21 protein-coding genes and 3 pseudogenes are annotated in these 13,947 nt (G+C 52.4%); 6 read left to right on the top strand and 18 right to left on the bottom strand.

Going from position 1 to position 13,947, the window contains the following annotated elements; all coding sequences use genetic code 11:
• Nucleotides 1-93 precede the first annotated feature (93 nt).
• A complete protein-coding gene (locus RS889_RS10605) occupies nucleotides 94-1,191 on the top strand; it encodes an NAD(P)/FAD-dependent oxidoreductase (RefSeq protein ID WP_315710646.1) in 1,098 nt (365 codons plus the stop codon).
• A gap of 84 nt (nucleotides 1,192-1,275) precedes the next feature.
• Here RS889_RS10605 and yqfB read toward each other — a convergent pair whose 3' ends face one another.
• The 6 genes and pseudogenes from yqfB to RS889_RS10580 form a co-directional block, all read right to left on the bottom strand.
• The gene (gene yqfB, locus RS889_RS10600; RefSeq protein WP_425475148.1) at nucleotides 1,276-1,617 is read right to left on the bottom strand and encodes a N(4)-acetylcytidine aminohydrolase; all 342 of its coding nucleotides are present in this window, start codon (nucleotides 1,615-1,617) and stop codon (nucleotides 1,276-1,278) included.
• Nucleotides 1,618-1,718: 101 nt separating this feature from the next.
• Nucleotides 1,719-1,835 (bottom strand): annotated as a pseudogene (locus RS889_RS23795) (hemolysin); the annotation flags it as partial.
• An 87-nt stretch (nucleotides 1,836-1,922) separates the two neighbouring features.
• Nucleotides 1,923-2,228 (bottom strand): type II toxin-antitoxin system RelE/ParE family toxin, encoded by a 306-nt coding sequence (locus tag RS889_RS10595; protein ID WP_315710645.1) that lies wholly within the window; start codon nucleotides 2,226-2,228, stop codon nucleotides 1,923-1,925.
• Nucleotides 2,225-2,509, bottom strand: a complete 285-nt coding sequence (locus RS889_RS10590; protein WP_315711000.1) for a damage-inducible protein J — start codon at nucleotides 2,507-2,509, stop codon at nucleotides 2,225-2,227. The genes RS889_RS10595 and RS889_RS10590 overlap by 4 nt, the downstream gene beginning before the upstream one ends.
• Nucleotides 2,509-2,745: pseudogene (locus tag RS889_RS10585) on the bottom strand (site-specific tyrosine recombinase XerC); the annotation flags it as partial. The gene RS889_RS10590 and the pseudogene RS889_RS10585, both read right to left, overlap by 1 nt.
• Nucleotides 2,730-2,969 (bottom strand): hypothetical protein, encoded by a 240-nt coding sequence (locus tag RS889_RS10580; protein ID WP_315710644.1) that lies wholly within the window; start codon nucleotides 2,967-2,969, stop codon nucleotides 2,730-2,732. The pseudogene RS889_RS10585 and the gene RS889_RS10580, both read right to left, overlap by 16 nt.
• A gap of 384 nt (nucleotides 2,970-3,353) precedes the next feature.
• On the opposite strand from RS889_RS10580, the gene RS889_RS23790 reads away from it, so the two are divergent.
• Nucleotides 3,354-3,443: a SymE family type I addiction module toxin gene (locus tag RS889_RS23790; RefSeq protein WP_241771509.1), complete on the top strand. Its 90-nt coding sequence runs from the start codon at nucleotides 3,354-3,356 to the stop codon at nucleotides 3,441-3,443.
• Nucleotides 3,444-3,493: 50 nt separating this feature from the next.
• Here RS889_RS23790 and RS889_RS10570 read toward each other — a convergent pair whose 3' ends face one another.
• The 5 genes and pseudogenes from RS889_RS10570 to RS889_RS10550 all read right to left on the bottom strand — a co-directional run bounded on the left by RS889_RS10570 (nucleotide 3,494) and on the right by RS889_RS10550 (nucleotide 7,983).
• A complete protein-coding gene (locus RS889_RS10570; protein WP_315710643.1) occupies nucleotides 3,494-3,769 on the bottom strand; it encodes a DUF6966 domain-containing protein in 276 nt (91 codons plus the stop codon).
• A gap of 227 nt (nucleotides 3,770-3,996) precedes the next feature.
• Nucleotides 3,997-5,594 (bottom strand): annotated as a pseudogene (gene tnpC, locus RS889_RS10565) (IS66 family transposase).
• 45 nt (nucleotides 5,595-5,639) lie between these two features.
• Entirely contained in the window at nucleotides 5,640-6,008 is a 369-nt protein-coding gene (gene tnpB / locus RS889_RS10560; protein ID WP_290180505.1) for an IS66 family insertion sequence element accessory protein TnpB, read from the bottom strand.
• Nucleotides 6,008-6,316 carry an IS66 family insertion sequence element accessory protein TnpA gene (tnpA, locus tag RS889_RS10555; RefSeq protein ID WP_315707813.1) on the bottom strand — a complete coding sequence of 103 codons (309 nt, stop codon included), beginning with the start codon at nucleotides 6,314-6,316 and terminating at the stop codon, nucleotides 6,008-6,010. The genes tnpB and tnpA overlap by 1 nt, the downstream gene beginning before the upstream one ends.
• Before the next feature lie 71 nt (nucleotides 6,317-6,387).
• Nucleotides 6,388-7,983 carry a VENN motif pre-toxin domain-containing protein gene (locus RS889_RS10550; RefSeq protein ID WP_315710642.1) on the bottom strand — a complete coding sequence of 532 codons (1,596 nt, stop codon included), beginning with the start codon at nucleotides 7,981-7,983 and terminating at the stop codon, nucleotides 6,388-6,390.
• A gap of 381 nt (nucleotides 7,984-8,364) precedes the next feature.
• Between RS889_RS10550 and RS889_RS10545 the strand changes: the two genes are divergently transcribed.
• Complete coding sequence (locus RS889_RS10545) at nucleotides 8,365-8,457, top strand: SymE family type I addiction module toxin (RefSeq protein WP_315710999.1); 93 nt, start codon at nucleotides 8,365-8,367, stop codon at nucleotides 8,455-8,457.
• 38 nt (nucleotides 8,458-8,495) lie between these two features.
• On the opposite strand, the gene RS889_RS10540 is transcribed toward RS889_RS10545, so the two are convergent.
• The 4 genes from RS889_RS10540 to RS889_RS10525 are packed head-to-tail and all read right to left on the bottom strand — an operon-like array spanning nucleotide 8,496 to nucleotide 11,616.
• Nucleotides 8,496-8,933, bottom strand: a complete 438-nt coding sequence (locus RS889_RS10540; RefSeq protein ID WP_315710641.1) for a hypothetical protein — start codon at nucleotides 8,931-8,933, stop codon at nucleotides 8,496-8,498.
• 3 nt (nucleotides 8,934-8,936) lie between these two features.
• Nucleotides 8,937-9,578, bottom strand: coding sequence for a toxin C-terminal domain-containing protein (locus RS889_RS10535; RefSeq protein WP_315710640.1), 642 nt, complete (start codon nucleotides 9,576-9,578; stop codon nucleotides 8,937-8,939).
• A 6-nt stretch (nucleotides 9,579-9,584) separates the two neighbouring features.
• Nucleotides 9,585-10,430 (bottom strand): hypothetical protein, encoded by an 846-nt coding sequence (locus RS889_RS23785; RefSeq protein ID WP_425475124.1) that lies wholly within the window; start codon nucleotides 10,428-10,430, stop codon nucleotides 9,585-9,587.
• A complete protein-coding gene (locus RS889_RS10525; RefSeq protein ID WP_315710639.1) occupies nucleotides 10,393-11,616 on the bottom strand; it encodes a VENN motif pre-toxin domain-containing protein in 1,224 nt (407 codons plus the stop codon). Before RS889_RS10525 ends, RS889_RS23785 begins: the two co-directional genes overlap by 38 nt.
• A gap of 56 nt (nucleotides 11,617-11,672) precedes the next feature.
• Between RS889_RS10525 and RS889_RS10520 the strand changes: the two genes are divergently transcribed.
• The gene (locus tag RS889_RS10520) at nucleotides 11,673-11,765 is read left to right on the top strand and encodes a SymE family type I addiction module toxin (protein WP_315710997.1); all 93 of its coding nucleotides are present in this window, start codon (nucleotides 11,673-11,675) and stop codon (nucleotides 11,763-11,765) included.
• A gap of 39 nt (nucleotides 11,766-11,804) precedes the next feature.
• Here RS889_RS10520 and RS889_RS10515 read toward each other — a convergent pair whose 3' ends face one another.
• Complete coding sequence (locus RS889_RS10515) at nucleotides 11,805-12,023, bottom strand: hypothetical protein (RefSeq protein ID WP_315710638.1); 219 nt, start codon at nucleotides 12,021-12,023, stop codon at nucleotides 11,805-11,807.
• A complete protein-coding gene (locus RS889_RS10510) occupies nucleotides 12,020-12,964 on the bottom strand; it encodes a VENN motif pre-toxin domain-containing protein (RefSeq protein ID WP_315710637.1) in 945 nt (314 codons plus the stop codon). Before RS889_RS10510 ends, RS889_RS10515 begins: the two co-directional genes overlap by 4 nt.
• On the opposite strand from RS889_RS10510, the gene RS889_RS10505 reads away from it, so the two are divergent.
• Together RS889_RS10505 and RS889_RS10500 are read left to right on the top strand one after the other, a co-directional pair.
• Nucleotides 12,956-13,168, top strand: a complete 213-nt coding sequence (locus RS889_RS10505; RefSeq protein WP_315710636.1) for a hypothetical protein — start codon at nucleotides 12,956-12,958, stop codon at nucleotides 13,166-13,168. The two genes, RS889_RS10510 and RS889_RS10505, sit on opposite strands and share 9 nt — an antisense overlap.
• A gap of 335 nt (nucleotides 13,169-13,503) precedes the next feature.
• Nucleotides 13,504-13,593: a SymE family type I addiction module toxin gene (locus RS889_RS10500; RefSeq protein ID WP_315710995.1), complete on the top strand. Its 90-nt coding sequence runs from the start codon at nucleotides 13,504-13,506 to the stop codon at nucleotides 13,591-13,593.
• A gap of 39 nt (nucleotides 13,594-13,632) precedes the next feature.
• On the opposite strand, the gene imm40 is transcribed toward RS889_RS10500, so the two are convergent.
• Nucleotides 13,633-13,932, bottom strand: coding sequence for an Imm40 family immunity protein (gene imm40, locus RS889_RS10495; protein WP_071598755.1), 300 nt, complete (start codon nucleotides 13,930-13,932; stop codon nucleotides 13,633-13,635).
• Nucleotides 13,933-13,947: the final 15 nt, after the last annotated feature.

Raw genomic sequence — 13,947 nt, 5'->3', positions numbered from 1 at the left:
GTCTACTTTATTGATTAATAAGACCATTTGTCTTTTTAGTCATGTTCGTTGCGGTACCTAGGCCGCGCAGATCCATCACTTTCTGGAGAGCTCATGAAAATCATCGTTATTGGCGCAGGCATGATTGGTGCTTCCCTTACCTGGGAACTGACACAGGCCGGTCTTTCCGTTACGTTGTTTGATGCTTCTGATGCCGGTAAAGGTACCAGCGCCAATTCCTTCGCCTGGATAAATTCCCATAGCAAGCCGCCAGTTGCCTATCATCGACTCAATGCTTCAGGTATGCAGGCGCACCGAGAATTGGCTGAACGATTTGGGCATGCACCCTGGCTTCATCTGACCGGCTGCCTAGAATGGCGCGCGACCGATCAGCAACAAGCGATGAAGGATAATCTGGATGAACTCCAGCAATTGAATTATCCCGCTGAATGGATCAGCGCCGCGCAATTACAACAGTACGAACCGGATATGCAGCTTGATGGCGAACAAGGCATCATTGGTTGGTTTCCCTCTGAAGGCTGGGTTGATACTCAGCAATACATCCGGCTGCTTCTTCAGTCCAGCGCGAGCGTTGGGGCGAAAATAGTGACCGGCAGCAAAGTCGTTGAAGTGCTACATGAGAAGAGCGTTGTTACGGGGGTTAAAACGGCTGACGGCCATATTCACTATGCCGATATGACTATCAATGCCAGCGGTCGATGGTCAGATAAACCACCTTATATCAATACATTGGCAACAAAATTAGCACCTACCACCGGGATATTGATTAGCGTTCCTGCCGAATATGCGCCGGTGAAACACGTGTTGGCCACGCCGCTATTCCATTGCCGTCCTGATGGTAATGGCGCCACGTTGATTTGTCCCAATGAAGGCGTCTATGACATCAATGAAAGCACGCCAGCTACACGGGTAAACGAGCTGGCTCAGGATATTCTGCAAAAGGCCAGCCCGGTGTGGCCAAAACTTGCTTTGCTGAAACCCGAGCATTATCAGGCACGCATGGGTATCCGCGCTTTACCGGTCGATGGCTATCCAATTGTTGGCCCGACGGAGGGAGTAACGGGATATTATACGGTAGTCACACACAGCGGGGTGACCCTGTCACCTTTACTGGCTCGACTGGTCACACAAGAAATAGTGGGACAAACGATGGAAGCGTTGTCACCTTACCGCCCACAACGTGCTTACTGAGGTAGTTTGCAAGCACCATAGAAAGCGCGTCTGAGGATATCAATTTGAATAGCCGCATTTGGCTTGGCTGCTATAGTCCTGAGCTTAGCAACGTTCAAACTCAATCATATAAAGTTCGGTGATCCCGGGATAAATATCGGCGATCACCGCTTTCAATTCTGGCAAGGTCATGTTTTCTTGCCTGGCGTGCGATTCGTCCAGGCAGTCATAATTGATTGGCTTGACCGACTTTACCGAAATATCACAAAAAAACTGGTTGTCTTCATAGCGAGCCACGCTGACTTTATCGCCCGGTACATAATCTGCATCGCTTTTATCGCGCAAGGTGATGGTTTTACGTCCTGCGATGATGTCTGCTTCAAAACGGCTATAGAAAGTAATGTTTTTCACGTAGCTATCTCTTGGTTGGCTGTGAATATTTTCCATTGTAAAGCGAATCTCGCGAAATAGCGCATAGCAACAAGCGATACCCAGCAATGCGCGTTCCGGCAATCCGGCAAAAAAAACCAAGTCTAGCCAAAACATATGTTGGCATGTTCGACGTCGCGGCTGAGCATCGTCACATCCTGCGTCTGCTGCGCCTGATTACGGACTGTCAGCGTACCGTCGCTGACCGCTGAATAGGTGCTGCTGCTGGCGTTGCCGCCGCACAACGCTGGCCGGGCGGACGTTTACCCCCGCCCACAGGGCTGACTGCCGCTCCCGCTCCCGGCGCACTCGCCCGGTGAGAGCTAACTCTTACGGTAATGTCCCGCTATTTTTCGCGAGGTATGCAGTACGCGCAGTACACGAACCACATGCTCTTCAACGGCATACACGATGATGAACGGGAAGCGTGGAACCACCAGTTTCCGCTGTTTCTCCGTCTTCCCTGCTTTCACTCCCGCCTGCGGATTATCCTGAAGGATGTCGGCCATGCTGACGAACCGCTCATCCGTGGCACTGGCTACCGCTAATCCCGCTTCTCTGTACAGATAACGGAAGATGGCCTCACGATCTGCCTGTGCCTGTTTTTCCCACTGAACGGCTGATGTCACAGTTTACCCCGTGCTGCCTGCATTTTCAGTTCATTCATACGGTGGTTCATTTCTTCGTTACTGATAAACTCGCCTTCCCCGTCCTTATAACGGCTGAACGCGTCCAGTATCTGCTGCTCCAGCCAGCCCTCATGCTCACTGTTTTGATAGCGTCGCTCCTCTGCGGCCAGTTCCTCTGCCCGCTGACGCATCACCTCTGTCAGGCTCATTTGCTGTCTTTCCGCTGCCTTCATCGCCAGACGCTTGGTTTCCTCATCTATTCTGAAGTGGATTGTTCCCATCATCTCATCACCTTTGTGGTGTCATTTGTGTTGTCATTATGCAGGCTATTTTCCGGCCTGTCACGCTCAACCTCCGGCTGCTCTGCCGCCATCAGGTCAGCCAGCAGCCCGATATTCTCCTCAACCTCTCGCTCCGCCGGATGCGTACTCGCATGGACTGCCGACAGCGCACGGATTGAGACCTGCGTGTAAAGTTGCGTGGATTCGATACTCGCATGCCCTAGCATCGCCTGTATCGCAGCCGTTTTTGTTCCTTCTCCTTGTCGAAGATGGGGCTCAGCGCGTTGTTGGCATGTTCGACGTCGTGGCTGAGCATCGTCACATCCTGCGTCTGCTGCGCCTGATTACAGACTGTCAGCGTACCGTCGCTGACCGCTGTATAGGTGCTGCTGCTGGCGTTGCCGCCACTGCCCATCGCCATCAGTGCCGACGGCGCCGTCAACGCCGCCGATTTCAGCATATCCGTACCGCTCAGCGACGGGCTGGCGCTGAGTCCGATACCCGTGTGTGATACCGATAACTCGGCTTTATTGCCGATATCGCTCCAGCCCAGCGTGCCGGTATCCAGACGGTTTTTGTCCGCACTGTCTGGAAGGCCTCAGCATTGAACCCTTTGACCCGGACGCCGCCGCCAACTGGCTCAACCATTACCCCGGCGGCCTGCGGTTCACCGAGTAATCACCCTTCACCCCCGGCCATACCGGGGGTGTTTATTTTATCGGTGGGGTGTCGGGGCATGGCCCTGACCGGGTGGTTTTGGGGATCACGGCCAGCGTAGCTGTGGCCACAAAACATGTCCTGTCCTTCAGTTGGGCCTGATTAACGGTTCACGTTCGGACGTTGACTGGAAGATCTCGGTTTTAACACCGGCCAGCCGGTTATTGTCACTGTCGAGCGCGGTAAACTGGTCATTGAGACTGAGCTAAGGTTCTGACGACTAAATATAAAAATCCCGGCCTTTTTTAGGGGCTGGGATTTTTGTTGCTAATGAGACACAGACAACTCATATAAACGAGTTCTTAATTCATCAAAGATATCATTCTCAGCCTGTAGCATTTGTCCATTTTTACACAACACAAGATCATTCAAAGATCCCATGCCACTGTACAAATTAAGAATTCTATAAATCGCATCTTGTGGATCATCATCAATGTAGTTACACAGTCGCAGTAATATATGTGACCAGTCATTCATATTACAGTCGACCAATAAAAACGCCATTTCATTCAATACTTCTTTAATTTCAACAGATTTTATCATTTCAAAGGCTCTTTAGAGATCATCTCAACTCCGGGTAACTTCCACGGTGTTGGTATTACAACCTGCTGAGTTCCCCCAACATAAAATCCACTTTGGGAACCAACCTCACCGACATAGTATTTAGTTCCGGCAGGGATTTTAATGCCGAATGTGGTATCTATAGGCGACTTATCCCCAGTAGGCCATACAGGAAGTACCGTAAGCGCCGTTAAATCGACGTACTCCCCCTATCCATACTGCGACACATTTTTTAAAAAGGGGACCAGGTCCACATTCCAGGGCAATAACGCGTCGAGTTTTTCTTGCGTATCCGCCTCGCCGATGTGATCCAGCACATACTGGATATACGCCGTCGGCTCTAACTGATTGGCCTTCGCCGTTTCGATCAAGGAATAACACCCGGCACTGGCGCTGGCGCCCTGCGAACTGTCGGCAAATAGCCATGCCTTGCGACCGACCGCAAACGGGCGGATGGCATTTTCCGCCAACGCATTGCTGATGTTCACCTGCCCATGATCGCAATAGCCTATCAATTCTGCCCAGTGGTTGAGCGTGTAGTCCATGGCCTGACGGGTCAGCGAGCCTTTCATTATCTTGCCGACATTCTGCTCCAGCCATAGTTTAAAGGCATTGAGCAACGGCAGGCTATATTGCTGACGGGCCAGGTATTTGTCCGCTTCACTGCGCCCCTGCGAGGCTCCGTTCAATGCCATACAGTTTACCGATGTAGCCCAGCGCCACATCCGCTTTAGTGGGTTTGCCTTTGGCAGATTTTGCGCCCTTGGGGACCGCTTTGCCCGCTTCAATATATTTGCGCCGGGCATGATCCCAGCAGCCGATACGCACGAGATTGTTTTCACGGCACACCGCGTCATAACCGGCATAACCATCGGTTTGCAAAATACCGGTGAATCCCGCCAACAGGCGCACGGGAACACTACCCGCGCGGCTCGGGTCATACTCGAACAGCACTGAGGGTTTATCGGGAGGCCACCGCGTATCACCCACATCCATTTGTCCGATTGGGCGGTTTTGCCTTCTTCTTTCAGCACCTGGATGCGGGACTCATCCATTTGCAGGTAACGGCCACTGTTTTGCACGTCACGCAACCTGGCCAGCAGCGGGGCAAATACCTTGGCTAACCGGATGATCCAGTGGGCCATATTGGTGCGGCCTACCGGGTGGCCACTGCGGGCAAGCATGTTTTCCAGGCGGTACAGCGGCAGCCCATCGGCATATTTGGCGACGATGATATACGCCAGCAAGGCGGTGGTGGCAAAACATTTGCCCAGCGGATGGACCGGGCGGCGGGCAGCCACGATAAACTCCTCGCCATCGCGGTCAAACACCGCTTTTTCCTGCCAGTATTCGATGACTTTTAACTGGGCGGGAATAAACGCCAGCTCTTCTTTAACCTTGCTGAAGAAGGTGGTGCGGGCACCGGCTTTTTCTTCGTCGGACAGGCACAACTCCACACGCTCACGCAGCAGACTATCGGAGAAACCGCGTTGGCGTTTTTGGGTGCCTGACGGCGGTGGGGCGGCGATACGTCATCCGGCAGTTGAGCCAACAAGGACTCCATTGCCACGTCCAGTTCGGCTTCATCGAACAAGGCAATCTGGTCAGTATGCCGCTCACTGCTGGCGGCAAACTGTTGGGCTTTTTTGAGGCGGAGCAGTTCTTCGAGTAGGGAAATATAACATTCGCGATGTTGAAGCTGCTGCTGAAGCTGCTGCTGAAGTTTCTCGACCTGCGCCAGCAATTCAACCGCAGATAAACTGCGGTTGTCCGGGTTTTCGGCTGGCGGGAAAGTGGGCGTTTTCATGGTTAAATTATAACAAAAACAGCCACCTGATGCTTCCTGTTTCGACTAATTAACGCCATCATAATGCAGTTTTTTATGCCCATTGAGTAGACTGATATCGTAACCATCAAGCAGCCAGTTAATCTGCTCCCCGGTCAGGGGTAACAGGTCATCGGCCAGACTGGGCCATTTGAACTTCTCCTCTGCCAGCGCCTTGTAATAAAGGACAAAACCATTGTCTTCCCACATCAGACATTTGATTTTATTGCGCTGGCGGTTAGTAAAAGCATACAGCGCCCCGGTAAAAGGATCGTGTCCCAATTCCTGTTCTATCAGCGCCGCCAGCCCGTTGACCTGCTTGCGGAAATCGATGGGTGCGCGATAAAGAAAAATCTGTGGCATCGCCAGCGCCGGGCGTAAGTCACGGTTACGCATCAGAGTTGCCTGAGAATAGCGCCCAGCAGGGAAACATTGCGGTCATTAAGACCGGTGATCACCAGGCCATTGGGCAATGAGAGTGTCAGCTCGGTTGGGGTGTCGACGTGGGTGATGTCGGCGGTGACTTTGGCAAACCCTGGGGCCCGCGCTTGAGTCGGGTTATCGGTACAATATTTTTGCCGCCAGTAAACAAACTGGTGGTATGTCAGCTGCTGTTGCTGGCAGAAAACCTGGCCAGAAAGACCGGATGCTTGCCAGGTGGTGATCTGTTCGCGCCAATGCTCGGCCCGCTGTTGAGATGTCATGATTGCGCCTCGGTGTTTAGGGTAGACAGCGGCAGTGTGGCGCAGTTAATCACTGAAAAAAAGATGCCGATTTAAGGGCGCTTACGAAGTACCGCTTTATCAATTCGCGTTTGAATCACACTTGTCGGCTTCTCGAAACTAAAATATTGCCCAAAGGGAGTATCACTCACCCCTGCTCGATACAAAATTGTATCTTCAGTAAAGGTTTTTTCCTGATAACGTCCACCGGAAAATGTTTCCGCCATTGAAGGTTTCAATGGGCCGGGTTTGATTGCTGAATATTCTCCAGACTCTAAAGCAGGTGTTATTCCCTTACTATCTGGAACAGTCGATTTCATCCCATACACACCAGCCAGTGCTACCGTAATAGCATGAGCCGTCATGACGGAATCATACTGCGACGCCACCTCATCCCAGCCTTTTCCGGTCGCTTTCGCTATGGCGGTGATGGCCGCATCGCGGGTGATGCTCCCTTCATCCAGCCCTTTCAGGATGGCGCTCGCATTGGTCGCGTCCTGCGGGTACAGGTCTTTAAATATCAGGTTGTAGCTGACATTGCCGCCATAGGTATTCAGCGCCTGCTGCGCCTGAGCCACCAGTGCCGAGCACGCCCCGCCTGATTTGTTGCCCTGCGTACAGATGTCGTGGATGGCCTGATCGCGGTCTTTATCCAGCTTGCGGGTATCCGCCAGTTCTTTGGCTTCGTCCGCCGTCAGTGTTCCGGCTTTTTCCCTGCGCTCCAGCACCGCTTTCCTGTCGGCTTCCGTCGCACTCAAAAAGTTATTCTCGGTCGCATTACGGCCCGCCTGGGCGCCGCTGGCCGCGCCGGTAGTATCTCCCGTTACCAGCCCGGAGGCCAGTCCTGAGGCCACTGTCGCCAGCGCGCTTACCGACTGTTTCTCCGCTTCCGTCAGGTCTTTCGTTTCCTTGCCCGGATACAGATACGCCATGATGCTTCGCGCCGCCAGCTCGCCACCAGCGGCGCCCACTGCACCGCCGGCTACATTCTGACCGGAAAGTTCGGCTACCACCGCCCCCACCACCGCGTGGCCCATCGCGTTCGCCGCGATATCCGATGCCGTCGCTTTGCTACCATCCTGCGGCATCGTGGCCGCTTTCACCAGTTGCGCCAGATACGGTGCCGACGCCCCCGCCAGCGCTTTCTGGATATCGCCGCCCGCCAGCGCCGTCAGCGCCGCCGTTGCTGCCTGAGCCGCCCGCTGGAAATCGCCCCCCGTGCCATAATCCTTCATCGCCGCCTTATAGGACGGAGTCTCCGTCAGCGCCTTTTTGTAATCTTCCCAGTCTTTTTCCGGCGCATCATCCGCCGGGCGGTTTACTTTCGACTCGCCGCTCGCTTCCGCCGCTTTCTCCGCCTTGATGGCCCCCTGCGTCCGAACGATGTCGATGGCTTGCCCACCAATTTCCCCTATCAGTTGCGCCGTTTGTTTTAGCGCTGGGGTGTCGGGGCGTACTGACCCGGTTGTTTTGGGTATCACGGCCAGCGTAGCTGTGGCCACAAAACATTTCCTGTCCTTCAGTTGAGTCTGATTACGGACTGTCAGCGTACCGTCGCTGACCGCTGCATAGGTGCTGCTGCTGGCGTTGCCGCCACTGCCCATCGCCATCAGTGCCGACGGCACCGTCAACGCCGCCGATTTCAGCATATCCGTGCCGCTCAGCGACGGGCTGGCGCTGAGTCCGATACCCGTGTGTGATACCGAGAACCTGGCTTTATTGCCGATATCGCTCCAGCCCAGCGTGCCGGTATCCAGCCGGTTTTTGTCCGTACTGTCTGGAAGGACTCAGCATTGAACCCTTTGACTCGGACGCCGCCGCCAACTGGCTCAACCATTACCCCGGCGGCCTGAAGTTCGCCGAGTAACCGACGTCCCCCCCGGCCATACCGGGGGTTTTGTTTTATGGCTGGGGTGTCGGGGCATGGCCCTGACCGGATGGTTTTGGGGAGCACGGCCAGCGGGCTGTGGCCACAAAACATTTCCTGTCCCTCAGTTGGGTCTGATTAACGGTTCACGTTCGGACGTTGGCTGGAAGACTTCAGCTTTAACACCGACCAACCGGTGATTGTTACCGTGGAGCGCGGGCGGCTGGTGATTGAGGCTGAGATTAGAGTAATCTGACGGGTACAAAAATCCCGCCAACAGAGGCGGGATTCATCTCAGCCTTTAAGAGTATTGTAAAAATCTAAAATACTTTTCAGATCAGTATGCCACTCAGATATTTTCATACCGTCTTCATTATGTGTAGTACGTGGTTCAATAAAGTTATTTATATTTTTAGGAGTAAAACCCGGACATTCATCTAAAAATAAAATGCTATTTTGAACAAAGACTTCATTATCAGAAAAATATACCACCCAGACAAAGATAAAATTCGTGTGATCAGGCTCATACATTGACACAGCTAAAGCAGCATGCTTTTTACTGTGTATACCTTCTTTAAGAGACATCAGCCAGCTTTGCTTGTAATCGTCAAAATTCCAATATGATAAAGGTATGTGAACTGGTTCTGTAAATGAATCAATAATAATAGATGTAGGAAGAACCATCTCATCATTTTCATTGATAGGTGAACCATTAGGAAATATACCAAACATTGCTTAATCCTTAATCCTGGTTAGATCACTGTCATAGGTACCCATGCGTTTTCCTTTACGGTCAAACATCTTCCAACCATTTGTAATATTATGGCTGTCAATATCAGGTGTGATATAAGTTTTGCCATCAAAAAATACAGGCCGCCCATGTGAGTTGAATGGTGCTTTAGGTGCTGGGATTCTTCGATCAAAACCCAGTTTTCCAGCCGTTTCCTGCTCCTCTTTTCCTTTTAAGGCCAGATACGCTATGTCATCCTGACTCGGCCCATCCGGGATAGGCGTCGTGGTGGTATTCCCGGCGGTAGCTGGCGCGCCCTCCGTATTACCGGTATCGCTGGCACCATTTTCCCCTGACTGGTCCGGTGTCGTCAACGTGGTGGCCGTGTTCTCCGCCGGTGCCGGATTTTCCAGTTTGCCACCAGTCGGATCTTTATCCGCTATCGGTAATTCCGTATGCCCCGGCCCACGGGTTCCATCACGTACCGCACACTGCTCACGGGTGCCTTCACAACTGCCACCCATATCTTCGTCATCAGCGTTCCCACCGCCCTGACGAACGCCTTGTCCCACCGCTCTCGCCATCGCAGCCGCTTCCCCCCCCCCCACAACCACCGGCATCGGTGGTGCGAAGAAGTTATTTTCCAAAATGAATTACATGATTTTTCTCAAAGCATATTTACTACCTAAAGCAACAACCTCTGAGTCTTTTTCATCAAAACGACCCAAGAGAAAAAAAATGATCCCATCATTGAGCAAAATATTATGTAACCACTGTGTAAGACGATCCGATTGAGAGTTATTATTAATGTCAATGTCTGGCGATAAATTTGAAAAAAACAATTTTTCTTCCACGTTTATTAATTTTTGTATCTCACCATCCTCTGTATTAAAAATATATCCAAACCCAGTTAACACAAGTCCTTTAACTCCATTATCAATAAAGGATCTTTTATCGAAAATATTATCTAAATTCACACCTGAATGCTCAATCAAACCCCAAGTTTTTTTATAGTTAACTATTGCAGTATCAGGCTGTTCTGGCACTAGTTGCACCATTACATGAATACCATCACTATTATTACCAGTGATGGCAGTATATATATCCTTCAACAATTGCTCACCATATTCTCTCCGTGAACACCCCGGCAGCTCCCAGCTTACAGCTGAAATACCATCCAATGAAAAAAGTAACCCATTGAAATTAGCAATATCATTTTTGACATTTAAATTTTCAGCATGTCGTTTAATATAATTAATAGTCATAGTGATTACCTTTCTCATCATTAAAGTGTGCGCCACGGTTTTGGCTGGAATCATCCCCATAGAAATGTCCACCGGCATCATCACGAATATATACTTTTTGAGTTCCGCCACCAGGCTTCGGTACTTCAAACTCATATATATAGCCGGGTTGAACATTGTCGCGTCTGTCAACGTTTGGAGATACTCTGCTCGGGCTTTAGCTAACAGGGATGCCAGATTGTCTTTTAGCCTCATTGAATGCCCCTGCTCTTGCTGAACCTTCAGGCGATAAGTTTGCAGGTTTATCTCCTATAGCCAGATAAGCCAAATCATCTTTATTTGGCCCATCCGGGATAGGCGTCGTGGTGGTATTTCCGGCGGTAGCTGGCGCGCCCTCCGGATTACCGGTATCGCTGGCACCATTTTCCCCTGACTGGTCCGGTGTCGTCAACGTGGTGGCCGTGTTCTCCGCCGGTGCCGGGTTTTCCAGCTTGCCGCCTGTCGGGTCTTTATCCGCTATCGGTAACTCGGTATGCCCCGGTCCTCGGGTTCCATCACGTACCGCACACTGCTCACGAGTGCCTTCACAACTGCCACCCATATCCTCGTCATCAGCGTTCCCACCGCCCTGACGAACGCCTTGCCCCACCGCTCCCGCCATCGCAGCCGCTTCACCTCCCACGACCACCGGCATCGGTGGTGCGAAGAAGTTATTCTCCACCGCATTACGGCCCGCCTGTGCACCGCTGGCCGCGCCGGTAGTATCTCCCGTTACCAGGCCGGAGGCCAGTCCTGAGGCCACTGTCGCCAGCGCGCTTACCGACTGTTTCTCCGCTTCCGTCAGGTCTTTCGTTTCCTTGCCCGGATACAGATACGCCATGATGCTTCGCGCCGCCAGCTCGCCACCAGCGGCGCCCACTGCACCGCCGGCTACATTCTGACCGGAAAGTTCGGCTACCACCGCCCCCACCACCGCGTGGCCCATCGCGTTCGCCGCGATATCCGATGCCGTCGCTTTGCTACCATCCTGCGGCATCGTGGCCGCTTTCACCAGTTGCGCCAGATACGGTGCCGACGCCCCCGCCAGCGCTTTCTGGATATCCCCGCCCGCCAGCGCCGCCGTTGCTGCCTGAGCCGCCCGCTGGAAATCGCCCCCCGTGCCATAATCCTTCATCGCCGCCTTATAGGCCGGGGTCTCCGTCAGCGCCTTTTTGTAATCTTCCCAGTCTTTTTCCGACCCATCATCCGCCGGGCGGTTTACTTTCGACTCGCCGCTCGCTTCCGCCGCTTTCTCCGCCTTGATGGCTCCTTGTGTACGAACGATGTCGATGGCTTGCCCACCAATTTCCCCTATCAGTTGCGCCGTTTGTTTTAGCGCGGGGGTGTCGGGGCGTACTGACCCGGTTGTTTTGGGTATCACGGCCAGCGTAGCTGTGGCCACAAAACATTTCCTGCCCTTCAGTTGGATCTGATTAACGGTTCACGTTCGGACGTTGGCTGGAAGAGCTCGGCTTTAACACCGACCAGCCGGTGATCATTGCCGTGGAGAAAGGCAGATTGGTGATTGAGGCTGAGATTAGAGTAATCTGACGGGTACAAAAATCCCGCCAACAGAGGCGGGATTCATCATTATGTAATATTTATTTCTGCTTGTTCAATAAGAGAGCGGAATTCATTAAAATTAAAAATCCAGTTTCCCCCATCAGAGCAAGTAAAAATCTCTATTTGCAGACCAAGATCAGGTTCATTTGAGATCTCTGCAACTTGATTAGTTCCATAATAAATCTCGTAAACAACGTTATCTCGGTCTGGCAAACTTGCTATTTGCGCAGTTAATTTACTAGTCATTTCGGTGGTTCCAAGAAGCCTATAAGTTTACCTTGTGCGTCATAACGTAACCCACGCCCACTAGAAGAAATTACGTCGGTCACTTGCCCATAACGCCCTGTATTACTCCGAACGACTGACTTATTAGGGTCGTTCAAAATGCTATCTACAATTTTTTGGCCTTGTTCATTTATAGCTGATGGATTGCCCTTTGCTGAAGGGAATGAGCTCCCCTCACGACTTCCATGTTTTTGAAGAGCACGTCCAGCAAGAGTCAAATCCCCTTTTTTAGAAGCTGGGTCGATGTGTTTAGCTCCATCAGATAGCTCATCAATAGACCATTTTCCGATTTGATTATCTGTCTGATTCCTCGCGTTCTCCTCATCCTGCGGCCCCCAACCTCCTGGTGTACCTGAACCCGAGCCACCCAGTTCCGCTTTCTCCTGATCACTTAGGTTTTTACTGACATTCGGCTGTGCATCAGTTGAAGAACCATCACCATTTAGAACATGCCCCGGCCCACGGGTTCCATCACGTACCGCACACTGCTCACGGGTGCCTTCACAACTGCCACCCATATCTTCGTCATCAGCGTTCCCACCGCCCTGACGAACGCCTTGTCCCACCGCTCCCGCCATCGCAGCCGCTTCACCTCCCACGACCACCGGCATGGGTGGTGCGAAGAAGTTATTCTCCACCGCATTACGGCCCGCCTGGGCGCCGCTGGCCGCGCCGGTAGTATCTCCCGTTACCAGCCCGGAGGCCAGTCCTGAGGCCACTGTCGCCAGCGCGCTTACCGACTGTTTCTCCTCTTCCGTCAGGTCTTTCGTTTCCTTGCCCGGATACAGATACGCCATGATGCTTCGCGCCGCCAGCTCGCCACCAGCGGCACCCACTGCACCGGCGGCTACATTCTGACCGGAAAGTTCGGCTACCACCGCCCCCACCACCGCGTGGCCCATCGCATTCGCCGCGATATCCGATGCCGTCGGTTTGCTGCCGTCGGTTTGCTGCCATCCTGCGGCATCGTGGCCGCTTTCACCAGTTGCGCCAGATACGGTGCCGACGCCCCCGCCAGCGCTTTCTGGATATCCCCGCCCGCCAGCGCCGTCAGCGCCGCCGTTGCTGCCTGGGCCGCCCGCTGGAAATCCCCTCCCGTGCCATAATCCTTCATCGCCGCCTTATAGGACGGGGTCTCCGTCAGCGCCTTTTTGTAATCTTCCCAGTCTTTTTCCGGCGCATCATCCGCCGGGCGGTTTACTTTCGACTCGCCGCTCGCTTCCGCCGCTTTCTCCGCCTTGATAGCCCCCTGCGTCCGAACGATGTCGATGGCTTGCCCACCTATTTCCCCCTATCAGTTGCGCCGTTTGTTTTAGCGCTGGGGTGTCGGGGCATGGCCCTGACCCGGTTGTTTTGGGGATCACAGCCAGCGTAGCTATGGCCACAAAACATTTCCTGTCCTTCAGTTGAGTCTGATTAACGGTTCACGTTCGGATGTTGGCTGGAAGAGCTCGGCTTTAACACCGACCAGCCGGTGATGATTACCGCTGAGCGGGGTAAATTAGTGATTGAGGCGGAGATTAGGATCTAACCGGTAAAAACGACGATCCCGGCACGGGCCGGGATCGTTTCAACCTTTTATTGTAAAAGTGACATAAATATTATTACCGTGTAGTTTTCTTAAATGCTCTCTTGCATGATTGCAACTATCAGAAGGTGTTACCAAATTACAGTACCAATCCGCATAAAAATTATTCATTTTATTATTTTCGTATTGATAAACATCCCCCCCAAGCACTGTCCATTTGGCTTTTTCAAATAACTCCAGAGCCTCATTTACGACAGATATCGGCAGCGCTGCATCATTAATACCATCATCCAAAAGACTTTTCCCACACCGGGCATATAACTCTAATATTTTATTAATCACATCATTAACCTTATC

The organism is Brenneria uluponensis (genome assembly GCF_032395385.1).
In the GTDB taxonomy this organism is placed as follows: Bacteria; Pseudomonadota; Gammaproteobacteria; order Enterobacterales; family Enterobacteriaceae; genus Prodigiosinella; species Prodigiosinella aquatilis.
Note: the sequence above shows the minus strand (reverse complement) of the source record. Positions and strands in the feature narration are given on the sequence as shown.

What these genes read in the sequence shown, in the direction of transcription:
- RS889_RS10570 (WP_315710643.1), bottom strand. Translation starts at nt 3,769, where the DNA reads ATGATAAAATCTGTTGAAATTAAAGAAGTATTGAATGAAATGGCGTTT.
- RS889_RS10590 (WP_315711000.1), bottom strand. Translation starts at nt 2,509, where the DNA reads ATGGGAACAATCCACTTCAGAATAGATGAGGAAACCAAGCGTCTGGCG.
- RS889_RS10580 (WP_315710644.1), bottom strand. Translation starts at nt 2,969, where the DNA reads ATGCTGAAATCGGCGGCGTTGACGGCGCCGTCGGCACTGATGGCGATG.
- RS889_RS10550 (WP_315710642.1), bottom strand. Translation starts at nt 7,983, where the DNA reads ATGCTGAAATCGGCGGCGTTGACGGTGCCGTCGGCACTGATGGCGATG.
- tnpB (WP_290180505.1), bottom strand. Translation starts at nt 6,008, where the DNA reads ATGCGTAACCGTGACTTACGCCCGGCGCTGGCGATGCCACAGATTTTT.
- tnpA (WP_315707813.1), bottom strand. Translation starts at nt 6,316, where the DNA reads ATGACATCTCAACAGCGGGCCGAGCATTGGCGCGAACAGATCACCACC.
- RS889_RS10605 (WP_315710646.1), top strand. Translation starts at nt 94, where the DNA reads ATGAAAATCATCGTTATTGGCGCAGGCATGATTGGTGCTTCCCTTACC.
- RS889_RS23785 (WP_425475124.1), bottom strand. Translation starts at nt 10,430, where the DNA reads ATGAGGCTAAAAGACAATCTGGCATCCCTGTTAGCTAAAGCCCGAGCA.
- yqfB (WP_425475148.1), bottom strand. Translation starts at nt 1,617, where the DNA reads ATGGAAAATATTCACAGCCAACCAAGAGATAGCTACGTGAAAAACATT.
- RS889_RS10510 (WP_315710637.1), bottom strand. Translation starts at nt 12,964, where the DNA reads ATGGGCCACGCGGTGGTGGGGGCGGTGGTAGCCGAACTTTCCGGTCAG.
- RS889_RS10540 (WP_315710641.1), bottom strand. Translation starts at nt 8,933, where the DNA reads ATGTTTGGTATATTTCCTAATGGTTCACCTATCAATGAAAATGATGAG.
- RS889_RS10515 (WP_315710638.1), bottom strand. Translation starts at nt 12,023, where the DNA reads ATGACTAGTAAATTAACTGCGCAAATAGCAAGTTTGCCAGACCGAGAT.